We start from the raw sequence: 19,354 nt of genomic DNA, 5'->3' as shown, positions 1-19,354 counted from the left end.
ATCATACAAAGTTCATACACGCTTGTCGACCACCCACATTAGTGCTATACTTATAACACGAGACAGAACAGTTCTGTCTCGTACCTACAAATGGTACAAGACAGTTCTGTCTCGTGTCAAGGGAGGAGAAAAAAATGTCTGCGGCACCATCGTCTGCCCGCCAGCGTATCCTGGATGTGGCGGCTGATCTGTTTTACCACCAGGGCATTCGCGCCATCGGTGTCGATACTATCGTTGAGCAATCGGGCGTGGGGAAAGCCACCCTCTATCGCCATTTTCCGACCAAAGATGACCTGATCGCGGCCTATCTCAACGAAAAAGAGCAGGCCTACTGGCAGCGATATGATGAGGCGCTACAGCAGCACGAGGGTTCCCCTCGGGAGCAGTTGCTGGCGTTTGTGGATACCGTCGTCGCCAGGATGATGGAGCCCAACTATCGCGGCTGCACCTTTCTAAACGCGCTGGCCGAGTTTTCTGACCAGGAGCACGCAGCCCACCGCCAGGCGGTCGCCCAGAAGCAAGCCCTGCGGGAGCGCCTCCTGCAACTGAGCCAGCAGGCTGGGGCCCCTGATCCTGAACAGCTCGCCGACCAGTTAGTACTCCTGATCAATGGCGCCCTGGCCTCTGTTCCCATCTTTGGCGCAACTGGTCCTACACTCCAGCTCAAACCCCTGGCTACCCGGCTCATCGATCAGCAGCTTCAGAAATAATCAGGGAAATGCTATGTATCGGCAGCACAAAGCATGATAGGCAACGTATAATAGATGGTAGCAAAACATTCTATAGGGAGACTTTCTGCAGATGCGCAGACCATTGCTCATTATTATCAATGGCTTGCCGGGCGCGGGCAAAACTACGCTGGCGAAACGCCTGGGACGCGACCTCGCCCTGCCCGTTTTATGCCGCGACGAGATCGTCGAGACGCTCTTCGATGCCCTGGATTGCCCGACCCATGGCCGTCCCTCGACCCTGGGCAACGCGGGCTTCCAGCTCCTGCACTACTGCGCTGGACAGATACTCTCCACTGGTCAGGACCTGATCGTGGAGGCCAGCATGATGAATGCCACGCTGGCCAGCGGAGAATTCCTTCAGCTACAACGGGTCCATGACTTCCGGCCGCTCCAGGTCTCCTGCTATGCTAGCGGCGATCTGCTGCGCCAGCGCTTCTTGCGGCGCGCCGGCTCCAGTGAGCGCCACATCTGCCACCGCGACCTGGAGTTTGTCGCCCTCAATGGTGCTCGCTTCGTCGCCGGACGCTGTGAGCCGCTTGAACTGGATGGCCCCTTCATCGAGTTCGATACCAGCGATCCGCAATCCTACGATTACGCGGGCCTGCTTTCTACGCTGCGCGCCGCCCTGCGGTCAGAATGAGACCATTTCTCTCGACTAGACGTCGCGCCGCGAGCCGACCTGGGGCTCAACGCTTGCGTCCCAGAAGATAATGCGCGTGGGAGTGATGCGGATCAAGGCGGAGCTCACGCCCGCTGGCCCAACAGGATTGCCATCAGGGACGGCCTCGGCGCGCCCACGGATCTCCAGACTGCGCGTCTTCCATGGCGGCAGGACATCGTCGACCAGGAAAGACGCCAGCCCGTTGCGGGCAACGTTGCGATACTTCTGCGATGTCTCCATGTTGTAGCCAGCAATATCGATAGTATCCAGTTCCTCATTATAGCGGAAGCTGACCGCCGCCACCTGCGGCTCGCCACGCTTATTGACGGTCCCCAGCCGTCCCAGCCTCTGCAACTTCAGATACGCCAGCTCCGCCTCGGTAAATTTGCTCACGATACACCTCACTTTTCTCAATGTATAAGGTCTTATTCTAACGATCATCGCCTCGACCTGCATGAGGTTTCGCACCTGCGATGCTCAGAAGTCCGTTGTATATTGGTGCATGGGAGGCGCGAATGCGCCTCCCATGCACCAATATACAACAATGCGGCCGCGCAGGCGGACGCCTGTGCGGGGCGCTTACGTCTCAGTATGACGAGAGAAAGACCCATTTCAGACTATAAGAACTTCCGCATGCGGAAGTTCTTGTCACCATGACTATATTTCCCCAAACGACAACAACACACTGTTCATTCGCACAGATTCCACCTGTTCATTTGGACAATGCCGGGCTTCTCAACCAGTACCACTATCGGGGTTCGCGCCGCATGGACCAGAAGGGGATATGGCTGCGTGGCTCTTCGCCGGCGGCCACAACCTGAAAACCATGGCGCTGATAAAATGGGACGTTGGCGGCGACAAAGGTTTCCAGGTAACAGGGAAAACCCTGGCGGTCAGCTTGCCGCAGCGCGGGCGCCATCAGGGCCGTTCCAAATCCCTGTCCCTGCCACCGGGGAGCCACGCCCAGCAGTTGCAGGTACCAGTGCGGACCCTGCATGTGCTGTCGATGCCGGTCCTCAAAGTAGTCAAATGCACGTGAAAATCGTTGATAAGCTTCGGGCCCAAAGATGCGCTCCATCTGTTCCAGATCGTCCACGTCTCCCTCCACCACTTCACCGCTCTGTGGCGCAACCCATAACGCCACCCCCCTGATCTGTTCAGCGGTTGTATACGTCGTATCCGCCATGCGCACTAGCCGCGTAAACAGCCAGCGAAACAGACTACGACGCCTGCTGGGATCAGGGGCGGTATACACGTTCAAGGGATCCTCGGCAAACGCCTGCTCAAGGATCTCACCCGCCACCTCTACATCCTCTTTTCTCAACGACACAATATCTGGAACTTTATGCACGATCTCTAGCTCCTTCACGCTCTGTCCTTGCTGCACACATAGCAACGCCTACCATCTATTATAGCCTACTATATGCCCATAGAGCCGGGCTTGCCCCGGCTTAAAACACAACACCACTCCTACCTCTTTGTGCCTGGTTCCAGGCACAAAACACACGCCTCAGGACCGCATACCTTTGATGGCTACGGTAATCAGGGTATGAGCCAGTTCATCGGCGCTGATGGCACCTGCGTGCAAAAGATCGTCGAAGTCGGTCTGAAAAGTGTTGAAGAGCAGGCGCACCAGGACCGGCGTGGAGAGCGTCCTGTCAACAGAACCCTCGGCCTTGGCCTGCTCGATCAGCCCTGACCACTGCTCGGCAAGGCGGTCCCGCTGGGCCTGATAGCGTGGATTCTGTGTGACGGCAGCCGGCGCCAGCTCGACGTTGACGCGCCTCAACGTTGAGCGGCGCTCCAGGCTTTTTGCCAGGATGGCCTCAAGCCGCTCCAGCGCCGGCGCTGGAGCGGCGAAGTCCGGTGTCAGCTCCTCCTCGATCATCTTCATGCCACGCACGATAACCCCGATAACCAGCGCCTCCTTGGAGGGAAAGTGCTGGTAGATCGTCATTTTCGCTACCCCCACACGCGCCGCCAGTTCGTCCATATTCATCTTCTGATATCCCTGCTCTAACAGCAGCTGGTAGGCCGTGTCCAGGATCACGTCCTCCCGCAGCTCACGCTGTCGCTCACGAAATGATCTCGCCAATTTATACTCTCAGTCTATTTCTATACTTGACGTCCAACTTTTAAACTGTTAGTATCTATTATAGCAGGAGGGGCTATGCCTGGATAGCCTCTCATCAGGTTCAGTCAGGAGCAACATTGATGCGAATTCTTCTTCTTGGTGCGACGGGACGCGTGGGGTCGCACATCATCGAGTATGCATTGGCCGCCGATCACCAGATCACGGCTATAGCGCGCAACCAGAGCAAAATACAGGTGTCATCCCCCGATCTGACCGTGGTCGAGGGCGATATCCAGCGGCCACAGGCCTGGATCGATCAGCTCTCGTCCGAAACGTTCGATACCCTGATCAACGTGGTTGGGGGCGATGTCTTTAAGCCGTCTACGGTGGTAACCGACAGTGTGCGGGCCGCGCTGGCGGCCACCGAGCAACTTTCTATCGGACGCTACCTGGGCATTACCGGGGTGGCGGAGATGCCTACCTGTGGTCTGGGTGGCTCGATTACGGCGGCCCTGCTGCGGCGCTCGCCGATCCGCCACGCGGTACGCGATCATGATACAGCCTACGCGCTGGTCCAACAGGCGGCTGTGGATTGGGTACTGGCCGGTTGCCCCTACATCCGCGATGGTCGTCACACGGCCAGTTATAAAATGGCCCCGGACTGCTTCCCCGGCGGCTTCAAGATTATCTCGCCCGCCGACGTGGCCGATTTTCTGGTCAAAGAGGCCAGTGAGCGCCGCTACAGTAGACAGATCGTGGGCATCTGGAACTAAGACAGGCATAGTGTATATAAAAGGAAGACCATGATACGTGCAAGTCAGTTGGCTCGCGCCAACACCCTGATTCGCTTTATCGGGTACCAGCCTCGACCGGGAATGCCAGCCGGACAGTTTATCACGGCCTGGCAGGCTACTGTGGCAGCGGGTGAGCAGCCAAAGGGACTCATCTACCGCGAGCTCTGCCAGCAGGCGGATGAGTGGAACGAGCTGGTACACGAGGAGGCCCAGAATCCTAACCCCTACGAGTTTATCGATTATGCGATCCTTCAACCCGATCAGGACCCCTCGCTACTGCCCACGCTGCCCGTGGATATCGCGGCCCGCTATGAGGTGGTCGAGGGATTGTTCACCATCGCGCATCCATTTGTGAAACCTGAGTTGACCGGCTCACCGGAGACGTTGCTCTATAACTGCTTTGAGATCAGTGGAGGGCCCGCGATTGAGCAGGGCTTTGTGCTGGGCTGGCCGGCACGCGGCGATTATCAGGCGCAGCAGGAGGGCTTTTATTCCGCGTTCCTGCACCGGCGCGTCCAGCCAGATGTGCGCATCGCGGCCTTCAATCGCGCGGAGTGGCAGAGCGCGACCAGGTACGCGGATACGCTGGCCGGCTTTGAGCAGCATTTTCCTCGCCAGGCGCGGGCCGCCGCCGGGACGTCTTCTGGTCGTCCACCAGTCCATAGCTACCTCGGCCTCTATCGCATCGCGCATGCCTTCCAGGGTCCACCAACCCCGCTACCAGCCACCATGAAGGCGGTCGTCATGCATGGCTATGGCGGTCCCCAGGTGCTCCGCTACCAGGACACGCCCAGGCCAGTGGCGGGTCCTGGACAGGTCTTGCTGCGCGTGCATGCGGCTGAGATCAATCCATTGGACCTGAAGATGCGCTCGGGCGCGGTCAAGACCATCCATCCCGCCTGGCCGGAGGACATATTGGGCTTTGGCATGGCAGGCACTATTGAAGCCGTGGGACGTGGCGTGGATGAGAAGCTGATCGGGCAGGCCGTCTACGGCACAGACTCGCCCTTCGTGCGCGGCTGCTACGCCGAGTATGTGGCCGCCCCGGCCAGTTTCTTCCAGCCTAAACCAATGGGCCTGACCTTTGTGCAGGCGGCCTCAATCCCCGTTGGCGTTGGTACGGCGCATAACGCCCTCTTTACCATGGCCGGCCTGCAGCCGGGTCAGCGCGTGCTGATCCATGGGGGCTCGGGCACGGTCGGCGGCTTCGCGGTCCAGCTGGCGAAACGCGCGGGCGCCTATGTGATCGTCACCGCCTCGGCGGCCCGGCTCGACTATGCGCGCGACCTGGGAGCTGACGAGGTGATCGATTACCAGGCCCAACGTTTCGAGGAGCACCTGGCCGATCTCGATGTCGTGCTGGACACCATCGGTGGGGAGACGCGTGAGCGTTCCTGGCAGGTGCTGCGGCGCGGGGGCACCCTGGTGACGCTCGTCCCTCCGCTCCCCGATCCAGCACTCGCCGCCCGCTATGGCGTGCGCGCCGTCATGAATCAGAACAGCAGCAACGAAAGCCAGTTCCTGCGCCAGGTCACCGCGCTGCTTGAGCAGAGCCAGCTGCGCGTGCCGGAGATCGGCCGTGTCGTCCCACTCAGCCAGGCCAGCCAGGCCCATGAGCTGCTCGAACAGAGCCAGGTCAGAGGTCGCATCATCCTGGAGATCGCATAAAGCCACTTTGGGCGCGCGTCTACGGTGTAGACGCACGCCGACCATACTAGAGCCAACGTAGACAATTATTTCCAGCTACTCGTTACGCTCAAAGATATAATCATCCAGGTCATGAGAGTCAGACGCTCTCTTAAAGGAGACGGCGTTGAACATAACACCGCTCACCTCTCACTTCTTCTCCTCACCTACTCCCTGACTTAAAGGAGACGGCGTTGAACATAACACCGCTCACCTCTCACTTCTTCTCCTCACCTACTCCCTGACTTAAAGGAGACGGTGTTGAACATAACACCGCTCACCTCTCACTTCTTCTCCTCACCTACTCCCTGACTTAAAGGAGACGGTGTTGAACATAAGGCGGGGCGCGCCCCGCCTTATGTTCAACACCGTCTCCTTTAAATAAAACCTTGTGAGCGCCGCAGGCGCGTATCGTCAGGGGCCGAAGGCACGCACAGCAAGGCTTACAACCAACCACCTCCTATTGACAAAAAAGCCGCCAGCAGACAATAATTCATAAAAAGACCATCCATTTATTATTCTAGGAGCAGCAATGGCCCGCACCGTCAAGCCTGAAGAGTTCGCGGCCAGGCGTGGAGAAATCCTCCAGGCCGCCCGCCGCCTGGTGTTCACCAAGGGATACGAGCAGATGTCGATCCAGGATGTCCTGGACTATGTGAAAATCTCCAGCGGAGCCTTCCACCACTACTTCGATTCACGCCAGGCACTGTTGGAGGCCATCATCGACCATATCAGACAAGAATCGGAGAAGCCGCTCCTCCCCATCTTCCATGATCCCCACCTGAGCGCCATCGAAAAGCTGCAGGGCTTCTTCGATACCCTGGATCGCCTGCGCAGCGCCAACAAAGCCGATATCATCCAGCTGCTACGCGTCTGGTACACTGATGACAATGCCGTCGTACGCCTGAAAGTGGATGAGGCGGTGCTCGCGCAGCGCGCGCCACTGCTCAACGCGATCGTCCAACAGGGCATCCAGGAAAGAAGCTTCTCCCTCAGCTACCCCAAAAAGGCCGGCGAAGTCATCCTGTCCCTGCTGCAGGGCATGAGCAATACCCACGCCCGACTGCTGCTCTCATTAGAACATGAATCCGACGAGCAGCCCATCATCGACGAGATCATCTCGACCCACGCCGCCTACATGGAAGCGATCGAGCGCCTGCTGGGCGCCCCTGACCACTCCCTCTATCGCGCCGACATCTCCATGGTAGACACCTGGGTACAGGCGATACGCAAGAGCAAGAACCCGGCGTAATGTGGCCTGGGGCTTCACCATATCGTTGATATAGACAAGACAGAGACAAAATGGTGATCTTCCTTGCGCGATACATCCTGACATGGTAGGATGAGCACATAGTTTGTCTCAATTGTATATAAGGAATTTATAATATATATGGTTGCATTGATAAAACGACTATTCAATATGCGCATCGTTCGCTACGGGCTGGTGGGCGGCATCGGCATACCGATCAATGTTGTGGCGCTCTTCATTTTTCAACATCTGCTCAGCATCTTCCACCTGACCGTCAACTTTTCCTGGTTTGGCCACCATTCGTCGGTGAATCTGCTCTATGCCCTGGCATCAGCCTGCGCGTTTGAAGTCAGCACGACCATCAATTTCTTGCTCAATCAGATCTTTACCTATGGCGAACAGCGGCTCCATGGCTGGCACTGGGTGCGGCGCGCGCTGAAGGCCCAGCTTACCAGTCTGTCCGCCCTGCTCCTCTCCTTTACTATCGGCCTGGTGCTCGTCTATGGCCTGCATGTGAACGAGTATCTCGCCAACCCGATCGGTATCATCGTCGTTTTTATCTACAACTTCTTTATCTCGAAGCGCTTCGTCTATCGGCCAACACCAACCACTACGACCCCCGTTGGCGAACTGCTGGACGAGCCGGTCGAAGTTCCGACCAGGTAGCTCCTATCCGTACCATATAACATGCAAACATCCATCAGGACCACGCCCCCTTGCGAGGGGGCGTTTCTTGTTGCATACGCCAGGGCCAGCTTGCTTAGCTCTGCGGCAGCGTCAACGGATGCACTTTCAAACTCTGGCGGCAGGCGGCGATTTCCAGGTACAGCGCCACGAGCATGGCTCCGAGCGCCAGGATAACCCAGGTGAGGTTGCCCATGCCCAGTCCGGCATCGCTCATGGTGAACTGGGGAGCGCTACTCCAGAGCATGGCGATCCAGCAGAGCGTGGCGATGAAGGAGATACCCATCCCCAGAAGTGTGCCGGCCATGCATAGGCGCACGAGGCGGAAGATGCGTGTACCGATGTGGCTGCGCGCGACGGCCAGCGCGATCAGCATGCTGACCAGCAGGATCACAAAAATGCAGAGCGCCGATCCCACGAAAACGGCGACCAGGGCAGCCAGCAAGGCTATCCACAGGGGCTGGCCGGAGATATGCGGCGGGCCAGAAGCGATATACCCAAACCCTACGATGTATAGCGTCAGGCAGAACGCGCTCAGCAGCGTACCCCTGATCAGCATGCCCAGGTGCCGCTTCGTGGGCAGGCAGAGCTTGATGAGATTGACACCACTGGCTCGGGCGGATGTGACGATGCTATAGAATACCAGGCCCCCCACTACCAGCATGGCCAGAGCAGCGATCTCTATGCTGATCGAGATGGCGTGATAGGCGATCCCGACCGGTGGATGCACCTGCGCTACGGCATTGAACGGCGCCGCTGGATCGCTGACGTGCATCAGCGTGAGATAGCCGAGGACAAAGAGTATGGCCGACGACTTTCCTACGACTCGTGTCATATATCTATGCTCCCCCAAACATCGGTTTGAGCACGGCATCACCCAGCAAGGGCTTCTGACGCGCCACCTCCACCGCCTGCGCCAGTCGCTGCACCTCGGCCCGCGCCACCTGCAATCCCAACTCCGTCAATCGGTAATAGCGCCGCCGCTCATCGTCCAGCGCGGGATCGGGCCGCTCTTCCATCTCCTCGATCAGACCATCCTCCAGCATGCGTTTAATCGATCGATAGAGCGTGGTCGGGCCGATGCGCAGCTTCCCATCGGTCTGCGCCACGATCTCCTGCATGATGCTATACCCATGACGTTCACCATCGGCCAGCGCCAGCAAGATATGAAACACCTCCGGCGTCAACGGTAATCTGACCTCCGGCGCCTCTCTATCTGCACCCATCGTTCCTCGTCCTCTCTCAAATAGTTTCTAACACCTTGACTATACCCACTACGGGTACAGTAACGCACAAAGAAAGCTCTGTCAAGTAGTACCACACAATTTACGCTGTCCTATAGTTGTTTTTATTATAAATGCACATTGGCATAGTCGGATTATTAATACTTTATATACTATAAATAGTAATATTTAATGCTTGAGAGCCGGTGCTGTTATTTACGTTTCTATGTGTGTTGGCGCAGGATTTGTGCCGACACGCACCTCCTGTACTTGCCGCCTTGAGCGCGCAGAGAACAGCCTCTCTACTTGTGTTGGTGCATGGGAGGTGCGCGGATGCGTACCTCCCATTGCACCAACACAAAAAACCAATACGGCCGCGCGTGCGGGGTGCTCACCTGCCCCATGATAACAGGAAGCAAGCACTCTCTTAGCACTTTATAATGTGAGGTATGTGATGATGAAAAGACGACAATTCTTGAAGGTCACGGGCACAATGACAGGGGTAATACTGTTCGATTCACTACGTACTGTGCCACTAGTCCTGGCTCACCGACCTGCGCCAAAGCTTCCCAGATCCCCATTACTGATCCCCTTTGTTGATCCGCTGCCGATACCGAGCGTGATCAGACCGGTGGGCAGGCATAAGAAAGCCCCTTTTTACAAGGTTACCATGACACAATTTCAGCAGAAACTGCACCGGGATCTACCGCCAACTACTGTGTGGGGCTATAACGGAACCTATCCGGGTCCAACCTTTGAGGCTCGCACAAACAAACCTATCTGGGTGCAATGGATCAATCAGTTGCCGACGACACACTTCTTGCCCATCGACCATACCCTGTATGGAGCCGGGTTAGACGTACCCGATGTGCGTGTAGTCACCCACCTTCACGGAGGCCATGTCGGCCCTGAAAGTGATGGCAATCCCATGCAATGGTATGTTCCCGGCCGGTCTCGTACAGACTATTATCCTAATATCCAGCCGGGAGCCCTGCTCTGGTATCATGATCATGCCATAGGGATCACACGCCTGAACGTGTACGCGGGCCTGGCCGGTTTGTACATCCTGAGAAGCAAGGCAGATTTTAAACTCAATCTCCCTTGCAGGCCATATGAAATCCCCCTGGTGTTCCAGGATCGCTCATTCCTGTCAAACGGCCAGCTAAATTATCCGAGCACCGGCGTAACACCTTACCACCCGGTCTGGGTGCCCGAGTTCTTTGGAGATACCGCTGTCGTCAATGGAAAGGTCTGGCCGTATCTGGAGGTAGAACCCAGAAAATATCGGTTCCGGATGCTGAATGGCTGCAATGCGCGTTTCTTGCAGCTCTCATTGGGGTCCGGGCAACCATTTATCCAGATTGGGGCCGAGGGAGGCTTCTTACCGCGACCAGCCGTGCTCAATCAACTGCTGATAGCGCCCGGCGAGCGGGCGGATATCATCCTTGATTTTTCCAATTTCGCTGGCCAGACATTCAACCTCACCAATGACGCGCCCGCGCCCTATCCGGGCGGTGGTGGACAGGATCTGCCGCTGATCATGCAGTTCAGGGTCACCCTTCCACTCAGCCGTCCGGATAAAAGCTCCATTCCTCCCTATCTTCCTCAACCACACCCGATGAAGCCGCCGATTAAGACCAGGAATCTGCTACTCACCGAGGTTGTGGATCAAAATGATAACCCAATCGTTATCTTGCTGGATGAGAAGCCTTTCGCAGCTCCACCTACCGAGATCGTCAAAGTTAATACGACCGAGATCTGGAACTTCATAAATCTGACCCCTGATACGCACCCCATTCACCTGCATCTGACGCAATTCCGTGTACTTAATCGGCAACCATTTGATGTCAATACCTATAAAAACACCGGGCAGCTGGTGTTTACAGGTCAACCAATTCCACCCGAGTCGAATGAAACGGGACTCAAGGATGTCGTTAAGGCTTATCCTGGCATGGTGACGCGCATCCAGGCTCCATTTACCGATTTCTGTGGTAACTATGTCTGGCATTGCCATATCCTGGAACACGAGGATAACGAGATGATGCGCCCGTTGGTCATCGTCCATTAAAACAAGCGATCAGGCGTCCTGGCCCTTGTCCACCAGGACGCCCGATTGCCATTGGTTAGTCCTGGTGACACTCAGGGAAGTTGATAGATCTACGCTTATGAACACTTGCAGATTGCCAACATGGTCCGCAACCGCCATCTCTCCACATCGATCAGCGATGCCGCCTGGGGCCGTTTCCTCACCTGGGTGAGCTATTATGGAATGCTGCATGCCATCCCGATCATCAAGGTGGCACCGCGCTTCACAAGCCAACACTGTTCCCTGTGCAAAACGCTGGTCAAGAAGTCGTTAAGCGTACGAACGCACATCTGTCCGAGGTGTGGGCTAGTCATGGACCTCGATGAAAACGCAGCACGCAACATCCTCAAGAAAGCTATCGAGGACGGTACTGCCGGGCAGGCAGGAACCAACGCACCGCAGCGTGCGTAAAACGCTTCTGGACACCTGGCCGCTACTTTCTGGTTGCAAGACCTTTGGGCAAGCTGGATGGATGAAAGAAGAATCTCCCTGGATGTATCCGGGAGAGTGTCAATCAATGCCAGTCAGGTGAGATGTATCACCCACGGTAACAACATCGACGCTGCGCGCGGGATAGATGGGCGGATACTCCTGGCGCATCGCGGGGGGAATCAAGCTGACCTGGCTGATGGAGGCGAAGTTGGTCTTGAAGAAGCTGAAGGTGTCAGCAGGCATGCGCAAGAAAGCGTGAAAGATATAGGAGATCAGCCCCCCGTGCGCCACCAGGACCACGTAGTCGTTGGGGCCAAAGCTGCTCTCCAGCCGCTGCACTACCTGCTGGCTGCGCTGCCGCAGACTTTCCTGGGTGTCGGCCGCATAGAGAAGGCTTTCAGCCTCCATCTCTTTGGGGAACCAGGCCAGGGGAAAACGGGGACGCAGTTCCTCGGCCCCATAGCCGATCATCTCCCTGAACAGACCCTCGCGCAGCTCCGGCCAGACCTCGACCGGCATGTCCTGGCAGGCGCGCGCGATCACATGTGCCGTTCCCAACGCCCGCACCAGGGGACTGCTGATGATCGCGGTCACAGGCAGCTGCGAAAAATAGCGTCCGGTCGCCAGTGCCTGCTTCTCGCCCCGCTCCGTCAAGAAATCATTGCTGGATGTACGGCCCATTTCTCCATGCCGTACCATAAAAACTTCCATATGTAGTTTACGCTCTCCTCAACTATTTTTTGGATCTTTCAATTCCTTTTATAGAACAAAAAATCTTTTGTATGAATGTATCAATATACCGCTTTATTGTATCACCTGCGTCTTCTTGCCACACGCACCCATGCTGTTCTAAGCCCCCCCGCACGATTCAGTCGCACCACCCCCGCCGTCAGGCGCCTCTGGTATCCATCGCCTGCCATTGATGCGTAGTACAAACAGGGCTATCAGCACTATATAAGGAGTTTTGTTATGTCAAATGAAGTCCACCAGGACCGCTATTCGCAGTCAACCATTCGTACATTCGTGTCGAGCCAGCAGAATATCGCGGAATCGGCACCTCTCATAGAGCAACAGGTTCAGCAAGAAGAGATATTCGCGGACGCATCCAATCAGCCATCGGGCCCGATCGATCTGCTCTACCGCTTCACCAATGACCTCCAAAAGCCGGCCCTCGGCTTCCAGCAGGTGGACAGCGAACAGGACGAAGAACCCATGTATTCGCTGGTCTACATCGATCCCGGCCTCTCCGCAGCCTGGCAGAGCCACATCGCGTAGGTTCGACCCTTGCGGTCGATTTCCCCTCCACGTACGCAACGCCCAACCGTAGGTTCGACCCTTGCGGCACCTACTCCAACAAATTCGTAGGAGGCGCGTGGCAAGCCCCTTGATGGGTCTTAGCCGCTTGCTTGGCGGCGCGGGCCTGAGCACGTTCCTGCCTTTGCCGATCGGAACGGTGGGCATAGCGAACGTGCTCACGTGGCTCAAGCACTTCTTCCGGGGGCGGCCTCACCCATGCCTGGTCCACAAATGGGACCGCATAGACGGTTCGGGTGCTGGGCCGAATCAGCCCGGCTTCCCGCCCCCACCACCGCACGACTTCCAGAGGATCGCGCCCTGCCTGGAACATGCGTCCCGTCATGCGGGTGAGCAGATCCAGCGACACATCTTGTGGCCTCACGCCCGCTTGCATCGCAATCTCATGTTGCAGGCCATGAAAGTACTGCGCCAGGAGCAGCCCCGCCCACAGCTGGACCTGGATCACAGGCCATTTCGCACACCACAGCAGACGCAGCTGCAGATGATCTTTGAGCAAGCGGAACCCCAGTTCAATATCCCAGCGGCGGGCATAGAGTCGGGCGACCTCAGCCAGAGGCAACACTGTCGGATCACACACATTGGTCACATACTGATAGAACTTCTTGTGATACCAGAACTGGATCAGGCGCACGGGATAGCGGGCACGGTCACTGCGATGGACTCCGAACAACACGATGAGATCACGAACCCCATCAGCCTCATAGATGCCATGCACCACGGTGTAGCTGGCGCGGTTGCTGTAGCGGGTGATCCACCACAGCCGACGCTCGGTGAGGACATCAAGCCATTCAAAACTGAAATACCCCCGATCAAAAAGCAGCAGGGTGTTTTCCTGCAGCTGCTCGATCATCTCCAAGGCATGCACTTTGCAATTGGTGGCGGCATCTTCCAGCAGATCAACCCGTAGCCATTGTTGCAGGCGCAGGTCAAAAAGCGCACTCAGGCGTCCGGCGCGTAAACGGGCATCACCTCGCAGCAACGCGCGTAACTCGGGGAGCCAGCGCCCGACCCGGTCCAAGACACACTCATCCAAGGCAATCACCTGCGTCGCAAACGGAGCCAAGCTGTGATCCTGCCAGGGCTCCAGACGCGCCCGCATGCGTTGGCTCAACTGGTCAAAGAGCTGCCGCATCCAAGGACCAGCGCGCTCAAGACGGTTGTAGATGGCTTGATCGCAGATGGGCAGGACAGGGGGCACATGCCAAAATCCCTCAAAACAGAGCAGCCGCCGCAAATCGAGCTGGCTGCGCCATTGCATCAAGACACAGGCAAGCACGCCCAGGCAGAGGTGCATCCAACTCAGATGTGTCGGTCGGCCACGTCGGCGCACGGACAGAGTCAGCAGCTCTCTCCCATCGGCTTGTACGAGCTGACAAACCTGCTGAGGGTCAGGAGTGGGGATAGACAGATGGGGGTGCGATTCGCTATGATGCATCCAGGAAAACCTTTCTTGCTATCAAGTGACAGAAAAGATGTATCAAGAAAGATTTTCCTCTTTTTTTGGCGCTATTACAACCCCTTCTGTGAATTTGTTGGAGTAGGTGCCCTTGCGGTCGATTTCCCCTCCGCGTACGATCACGCACATCATAATCGTGTAAGGAACGAAATCGACCGCAAGGGTCGAACCTACGGCGAGATTATCTTAAAATATGCGCGTCGAGATCGATTGCTTCACGGGTTGTGTGGCGGGAAGATTCATCTCCAGATCGGGCAGGTGCCTTCGCACATCCTGCCATAAACCACCCTCTCTATTATTGGTCAGCGGAATATAGTTGTAGACCTCGTAGCGGCTCTGGATCTTCACCGAACGCCTGCCGCGCAAGCGCATCTTGATGGCGGCGCGCCTCTCTCTAATGCCCTGCTCGATCGGCAAGGCTTCAGCAGATGTGCGCAACTGCAGCGCCGGCAATCCACCATAAGGTGAGGATGTGGCCCTCAAGATATTCTCCCACGGCGTATACAGTGTGTACATGTCAGTAACATAGATGATGCCTTCATTAGCAATGATTACTTGCTGTCGCCTGATACTAAAAACCCAGAAATAAACTCCACATAGAAAAATGAGAAGCAATACGCCCACGTCTATCCACACATGTCTCATATCATGTTGCTGGGCCGCATTTACCAATGAAACAATTTGTTGAATGGCAACGCCGCTAAAAAACATAAAAAGTATAGGAAGCCTCGTTTGCACCCCGATACTATAGCTCTGAGCAGCAGTCATTTGCTGCATATATTGCTGATCATCCTTGCGCATGCTCTCACCTTCTTTCACTTGCATATACGTGCGAAAAGGGCATCTAGATGAGCTGCCGTACCCTTCCCAATCTATCGTGCTCAAGCATCACCTCGCATCTATCAATGCAATCCAATCTTCTCTCAACATTTTCTGCCTTACGCACTTGAAAATGCACGAAAGTAATGCTACATTGTTGCTATATAGATGCTATATAGTGAAAGGGTTCGTCATGAATGCCCAGAGCCACATCTATATTACGCTCAATCCACGATTGCGTAAGGCGCTCGAATTAGTGAAAGGAGTTGTCATGAACGCTCAAAACCGCATCTATGTTACGCTCAGTCCACGCCTGCGCAAGGCGCTCGAACTGTGTGCCTTGCTGGATGGCAGTAATTCAGCCTCTTATGCTGCCAGCTTGCTGTCCAACGCAATCATGCGCGAGATCGAGCGGAATCCCGCCCTGCGCCAGCGCTGGACGGAGATGGAGCAGGAGGCATTGTTGAAGGGTGGCTGGGACAGCGCCTCCACCGGCCAGCAGAGTCAGGCGCGCAAATCAGAGGCCGCTCCCGGCTGGCTGCTCTCTGGTGATCATGCGGAGTGCTATGAGTCCGGCGTTGAGGAACAGGATGATGGGAAGAACAGCGGCTACCTGCGCTCAAAGGAAACATGGAGCGAGGGCTTTGGCACGCTGATGCAGACCTTTACCGCCGGCGAGTATCGCGGAAAACGTCTGCGCTATTCTGCCCTGGTCAAGACTGAGGATGTCGAGGATTGGGCCGGGCTCTGGCTGCGCGCCGATGGTACCCAGCAGCGCATGCTGGCCTTCGACAATATGAAGGATCGTCCCATCACCGGCATCACCGACTGGCGGCGCTACGATATCGTGCTCGACGTGCCACAGGAGTGCAGCAAGCTCGCCTTCGGCATCCTGCTGCATGGGCCCGGCCAGGTCTGGATCAGCGATATCCAGTTCACCGTCGTCGATACCGGCACACCCACAACCAAACCGCCACTCTCTGATCGACCAACCAACCTCGACTTCACACATTAAAAATATCGACTCAACGTACGCACCCGGGCATGGGGCCGCTTCGCAAGTCGGGACAAGCCCGACACCTACGGGTCGACCACGAAGCGGATGAATTGTTGTGTCTGGGGGAGAGCCGCGGCATGGTCCACCTGCTCATCGCGCCACTCGTCACGCCATACCAGAGCTTGCTGGATCAACGCGGCCCATTGAGGAAATTCCTTCATCGCCCACAACGCGGCCTGCTTCTTGGATACCTGTTCGCCTGTTCGAGATGTATAGAGCACGCGGCACATGCTCAAGATAGCGTAGGCCTGGGATGGCCGATGCACAGGCAGGCGATGGATGCGCTCATGGTAGAGCAGCGCGTACTCCTTGACGGCCTGAACGTATTCTTCTTTTGAAATCGGGGGAATCAGCGCCGCGGGCGAAGGACCCAGCAGCACTACCCCCTTTTCGCGTACCGTGTACCAGTTCATCAGCCAGTCCTTGCCGGCCTCGATGACGTGAAAAGGCTCTCCCGGACTGATAATGGCCATCCGGTGGCGGCGATCTTTAAACGCTTTGAGCGCGGCAGCCGACAGATAGGCGACCTCGATGCGACCCTCCCATTCCCTGTTCTTGACCGCGAAGTCCTCGTGCATCCTGCGCAGCGCCTCAAATTCTTTCTCATCAATCTCAGTTGAGGTCACAGCCACCAGATCAATATCGCTGCTCCCCCGATCAAAATCACCCGTGACCAGGGAACCAAACAGATAAAAGCCCGCCAGCCTGTCGCCAAAGATCTGCCGCACCTCCGACAGCAATTGCGCGATCAACCCATTAATATCGTCGTATGGAGTTGGATTCTCCACCATAGTCATCAAGCCTCCCTCCGCAGCTATGCCTCTTCCTGTTCTGGCGTCCATTATAACATGTAGCTCGCATATCACTCCGCGATTGTCATGCAAAATTTTGCAAGCAGGAACATAAGGATTAGAGAGTACATACCCCCGCAGGTAACGACATCGGAAGCATCGTTAACGCCCCACAAACACGACACCGCCCTCGTAGGCGACCGTAGGTGCCGGGCTTGCCCCGGCTTTGCGGCCAGTAGATCGCTGTTCCTGCTTCGAAACCGCAGCCCCCGTTCACGTACGGAATGTTCCTCACGACAACGATGATATTGTCCGATCACCATGTCCAACCAACGTGTCGTACACCAACAGGCGGCATGCACAAGGCCGGATTGCTGCTTTTCGGGCATTCTGCGTGTTGGCACGGCCGCAATCCTATGCCGCCTACAAGGATACATTTCCGTGTCGGCCAACGTCCCCCCACGACACCGCTTCCCCTGCCTTCCACGCCCGCCCACGTGGTACCCGCACGCCAACGTCGCACACGTGTCCCCAAACGCTACATGACGAAAGCATTGATAACACCCTCGATCCTCACAGGGCTTGCTTTTATGCCCATCTATATGGTATCATTATTAGAACAAATATTTGAGATCATCGTCCGCTATGGCTCCGGGTGGGGCACACACGTTTGTGCTGGAGACTTCATAGCTTTCACCGTGTACAGAGATGCGCCCCTCTGGATGTTCTGGCTGTTCCTATGGGAACAACTGTACGACAGAAGGAGGTTACACGCATGCCGCGCTTCATCCCCGCTCCACCAGAAAAACAGCAAACAAACGACTCTCTCTCAAGCACCCCTTCTTCACGCTGGCTCGCCCTGGTCCTCCTGTGCGTGGCGCAGTTCATGGTCGTGCTCGATGTCCAGGTGATCGTGATCGCGCTGCCCGCCATCCAGCGCCAGTTCGCGATCACGCAAACCGATCTGCAATGGATCATTACCGCCTATGTGCTGCTCTTTGGCGGCCTGCTGATGCTGGCCGGTCGCGCCGCCGATCTCTTTGGGCGCCGGCGCTTCTTCATCACGGGACTGCTCCTCTTCTCCTTCGCCTCACTGGGCTGCGGTCTGGCGCGTTCAGAGACATGGTTGATCGCGGCCCGCGCCCTGCAGGGTCTTGGCGCGGCCTGCATCTCGCCCTCGGCGCTGGCGCAGTTGACCTCGATCTTTCCCGCCGGTCCCGAGCGCAATCGTGCCCTGGGATGGTGGGGGGCCGCCGCGCCGCTGGGCGGGGTGTCGGGCCTGCTGCTGGGGGGACTGCTAACCAGCGGGCCGGGATGGCCGTGGGTCTTCTTCATCAATGTGCCGCTCGGACTCGTCGGCGCCACCCTGTCGCCGTTCATCCTGCGCGAGAGCCGCGCCCCCGGTGCGGCCCGGCTGGATATCGCTGGCGCGCTGACCGGCACGGTGGGACTGGCCGCGTTGATCTTTGGGCTGACACAGATGCAGTCGTTGGGGATCGGCGCCCCACCCACACTGCTGGCCCTGGCGCTCGCGCTAATCTTCCTGCTGGCCTTCGCGTTCATCGAGCGGCGCGTCCACGCTCCACTGGTCCCCTTCGCCATCTTCCGCCGCCGCACCCTGACCGTGTCGATCCTGGTCTCGCTCCTGCTCACCTTTCTGACCAGTCCGCCCTCGTTCTTCGCCACCCTCTACCTGCAGCAGATCGTTGGCGCGTCGCCGTTCCTCACTGGACTGGCCTTCCTGCCGGAGAGCCTGTGTATCGCCGTCTGCTCCGTGATCGGCGCCCGCCTGACGACGCGCCTGGGCACGCGCCGCAGCATGGTGATCGGCATGGGTGCCCTGCTGCTCTCCATGCTCCTGCTGACCACGCTATCGCTCGGCGATGGCTACCTGCATGCCCTGCTGCCCGGCTTCATCGTGCTCGGCTTCGGTCTGGGCGTCGGCTCGGTAGCGGCGACCAGCGCCGGCATGGCCCGCATCGATGACACAGAACAGGGATTGGTGGCCGGCCTGCTCAATACGGCCGCGCAGCTGGGAACCGTGCTCGGACTCGCCCTCCTCGACATCATCGCCGCCACCGCGACGACCATGCTTAAAAGCATCAGCGGCACGGACATCGCCGCCCTCATCGGTGGCTTCCGCTGGGCCTTTATCGTCAGCGCAGCCGTCGCCCTTGCCGGCATCCTCATCACCTCCCGTTCAGAGCGCCCCTGACATCAAAGTGCGCTCGTCCCGCGTAGAGCCGGCCCCATCTCTGCTCACACCAGGGCCAGCACTACGCGGATTTCCGTTA

General features: G+C 57.3%; 20 protein-coding genes. 11 read left to right on the top strand and 9 right to left on the bottom strand.

What is annotated here, in order from left to right; all coding sequences use genetic code 11:
- The first annotated feature begins 134 nt into the window (after positions 1-134).
- Both KTT_RS22575 and KTT_RS22570 read left to right on the top strand, forming a co-directional pair.
- The gene (locus KTT_RS22575) at positions 135-710 is read left to right on the top strand and encodes a TetR/AcrR family transcriptional regulator (RefSeq protein WP_126598470.1); all 576 of its coding nucleotides are present in this window, start codon (positions 135-137) and stop codon (positions 708-710) included.
- 91 nt (positions 711-801) lie between these two features.
- Positions 802-1,371 (top strand): P-loop nucleotide/nucleoside kinase family protein, encoded by a 570-nt coding sequence (locus tag KTT_RS22570; protein ID WP_126598468.1) that lies wholly within the window; start codon positions 802-804, stop codon positions 1,369-1,371.
- 15 nt (positions 1,372-1,386) lie between these two features.
- On the opposite strand, the gene KTT_RS22565 is transcribed toward KTT_RS22570, so the two are convergent.
- From KTT_RS22565 to KTT_RS22555, 3 genes are all read right to left on the bottom strand, one after another.
- Positions 1,387-1,785: a PPOX class F420-dependent oxidoreductase gene (locus tag KTT_RS22565; protein ID WP_218030963.1), complete on the bottom strand. Its 399-nt coding sequence runs from the start codon at positions 1,783-1,785 to the stop codon at positions 1,387-1,389.
- A gap of 355 nt (positions 1,786-2,140) precedes the next feature.
- A complete protein-coding gene (locus KTT_RS22560; protein ID WP_126598466.1) occupies positions 2,141-2,743 on the bottom strand; it encodes a GNAT family N-acetyltransferase in 603 nt (200 codons plus the stop codon).
- A gap of 159 nt (positions 2,744-2,902) precedes the next feature.
- Positions 2,903-3,487 (bottom strand): TetR/AcrR family transcriptional regulator, encoded by a 585-nt coding sequence (locus tag KTT_RS22555; protein WP_126598464.1) that lies wholly within the window; start codon positions 3,485-3,487, stop codon positions 2,903-2,905.
- Between the two features lie 119 nt (positions 3,488-3,606).
- Between KTT_RS22555 and KTT_RS22550 the strand changes: the two genes are divergently transcribed.
- The 4 genes from KTT_RS22550 (at position 3,607) to KTT_RS22535 (ending at position 7,861) form a co-directional block, all read left to right on the top strand.
- On the top strand, positions 3,607-4,239 hold the full coding sequence (locus tag KTT_RS22550; protein WP_126598462.1) for an NAD(P)-dependent oxidoreductase: 633 nt from the start codon (positions 3,607-3,609) through the stop codon (positions 4,237-4,239).
- A 30-nt stretch (positions 4,240-4,269) separates the two neighbouring features.
- Positions 4,270-5,928, top strand: coding sequence for an NADP-dependent oxidoreductase (locus KTT_RS22545; protein WP_126598460.1), 1,659 nt, complete (start codon positions 4,270-4,272; stop codon positions 5,926-5,928).
- 550 nt (positions 5,929-6,478) lie between these two features.
- Positions 6,479-7,198, top strand: a complete 720-nt coding sequence (locus KTT_RS22540) for a TetR/AcrR family transcriptional regulator (protein ID WP_126598458.1) — start codon at positions 6,479-6,481, stop codon at positions 7,196-7,198.
- Between the two features lie 138 nt (positions 7,199-7,336).
- Positions 7,337-7,861 (top strand): GtrA family protein, encoded by a 525-nt coding sequence (locus KTT_RS22535; protein WP_126598456.1) that lies wholly within the window; start codon positions 7,337-7,339, stop codon positions 7,859-7,861.
- Between the two features lie 94 nt (positions 7,862-7,955).
- Here KTT_RS22535 and KTT_RS22530 read toward each other — a convergent pair whose 3' ends face one another.
- Entirely contained in the window at positions 7,956-8,714 is a 759-nt protein-coding gene (locus tag KTT_RS22530; protein WP_126598454.1) for a hypothetical protein, read from the bottom strand.
- Between the two features lie 4 nt (positions 8,715-8,718).
- On the bottom strand, positions 8,719-9,105 hold the full coding sequence (locus KTT_RS22525) for a PadR family transcriptional regulator (RefSeq protein ID WP_126598452.1): 387 nt from the start codon (positions 9,103-9,105) through the stop codon (positions 8,719-8,721).
- Between the two features lie 667 nt (positions 9,106-9,772).
- On the opposite strand from KTT_RS22525, the gene KTT_RS22520 reads away from it, so the two are divergent.
- Both KTT_RS22520 and KTT_RS22515 read left to right on the top strand, forming a co-directional pair.
- Positions 9,773-11,170, top strand: coding sequence for a multicopper oxidase family protein (locus KTT_RS22520; RefSeq protein ID WP_235845803.1), 1,398 nt, complete (start codon positions 9,773-9,775; stop codon positions 11,168-11,170).
- A 120-nt stretch (positions 11,171-11,290) separates the two neighbouring features.
- Entirely contained in the window at positions 11,291-11,599 is a 309-nt protein-coding gene (locus tag KTT_RS22515; protein WP_126598448.1) for an RNA-guided endonuclease InsQ/TnpB family protein, read from the top strand.
- Positions 11,600-11,698: 99 nt separating this feature from the next.
- Here KTT_RS22515 and KTT_RS22510 read toward each other — a convergent pair whose 3' ends face one another.
- Positions 11,699-12,331 carry a histidine phosphatase family protein gene (locus KTT_RS22510; protein WP_126598446.1) on the bottom strand — a complete coding sequence of 211 codons (633 nt, stop codon included), beginning with the start codon at positions 12,329-12,331 and terminating at the stop codon, positions 11,699-11,701.
- Positions 12,332-12,589: 258 nt separating this feature from the next.
- Here KTT_RS22510 and KTT_RS22505 point away from each other — a divergent pair, with 258 nt between their 5' ends.
- Positions 12,590-12,895 carry a hypothetical protein gene (locus KTT_RS22505; protein WP_126598444.1) on the top strand — a complete coding sequence of 102 codons (306 nt, stop codon included), beginning with the start codon at positions 12,590-12,592 and terminating at the stop codon, positions 12,893-12,895.
- A 70-nt stretch (positions 12,896-12,965) separates the two neighbouring features.
- On the opposite strand, the gene KTT_RS22500 is transcribed toward KTT_RS22505, so the two are convergent.
- The gene (locus KTT_RS22500; protein ID WP_126596114.1) at positions 12,966-14,372 is read right to left on the bottom strand and encodes an IS4 family transposase; all 1,407 of its coding nucleotides are present in this window, start codon (positions 14,370-14,372) and stop codon (positions 12,966-12,968) included.
- A 207-nt stretch (positions 14,373-14,579) separates the two neighbouring features.
- Positions 14,580-15,194, bottom strand: coding sequence for a hypothetical protein (locus KTT_RS22495; protein WP_126598442.1), 615 nt, complete (start codon positions 15,192-15,194; stop codon positions 14,580-14,582).
- A 289-nt stretch (positions 15,195-15,483) separates the two neighbouring features.
- On the opposite strand from KTT_RS22495, the gene KTT_RS22490 reads away from it, so the two are divergent.
- Positions 15,484-16,227 carry a hypothetical protein gene (locus KTT_RS22490; RefSeq protein WP_126598440.1) on the top strand — a complete coding sequence of 248 codons (744 nt, stop codon included), beginning with the start codon at positions 15,484-15,486 and terminating at the stop codon, positions 16,225-16,227.
- A gap of 65 nt (positions 16,228-16,292) precedes the next feature.
- Here KTT_RS22490 and KTT_RS22485 read toward each other — a convergent pair whose 3' ends face one another.
- Positions 16,293-17,066: an aminoglycoside adenylyltransferase domain-containing protein gene (locus KTT_RS22485; protein WP_160146054.1), complete on the bottom strand. Its 774-nt coding sequence runs from the start codon at positions 17,064-17,066 to the stop codon at positions 16,293-16,295.
- Between the two features lie 733 nt (positions 17,067-17,799).
- On the opposite strand from KTT_RS22485, the gene KTT_RS22480 reads away from it, so the two are divergent.
- Positions 17,800-19,275, top strand: a complete 1,476-nt coding sequence (locus tag KTT_RS22480; RefSeq protein ID WP_126598436.1) for an MFS transporter — start codon at positions 17,800-17,802, stop codon at positions 19,273-19,275.
- The last annotated feature ends 79 nt before the right edge of the window (positions 19,276-19,354 follow it).

Origin of the sequence: Dictyobacter aurantiacus, assembly GCF_003967515.1 — a bacterium.
Classification (GTDB): domain Bacteria; phylum Chloroflexota; class Ktedonobacteria; order Ktedonobacterales; family Ktedonobacteraceae; genus Dictyobacter; species Dictyobacter aurantiacus.
The sequence above is the reverse complement of the archived record's forward strand: the minus strand, read 5'-3'. Positions and strand labels throughout refer to the sequence as shown.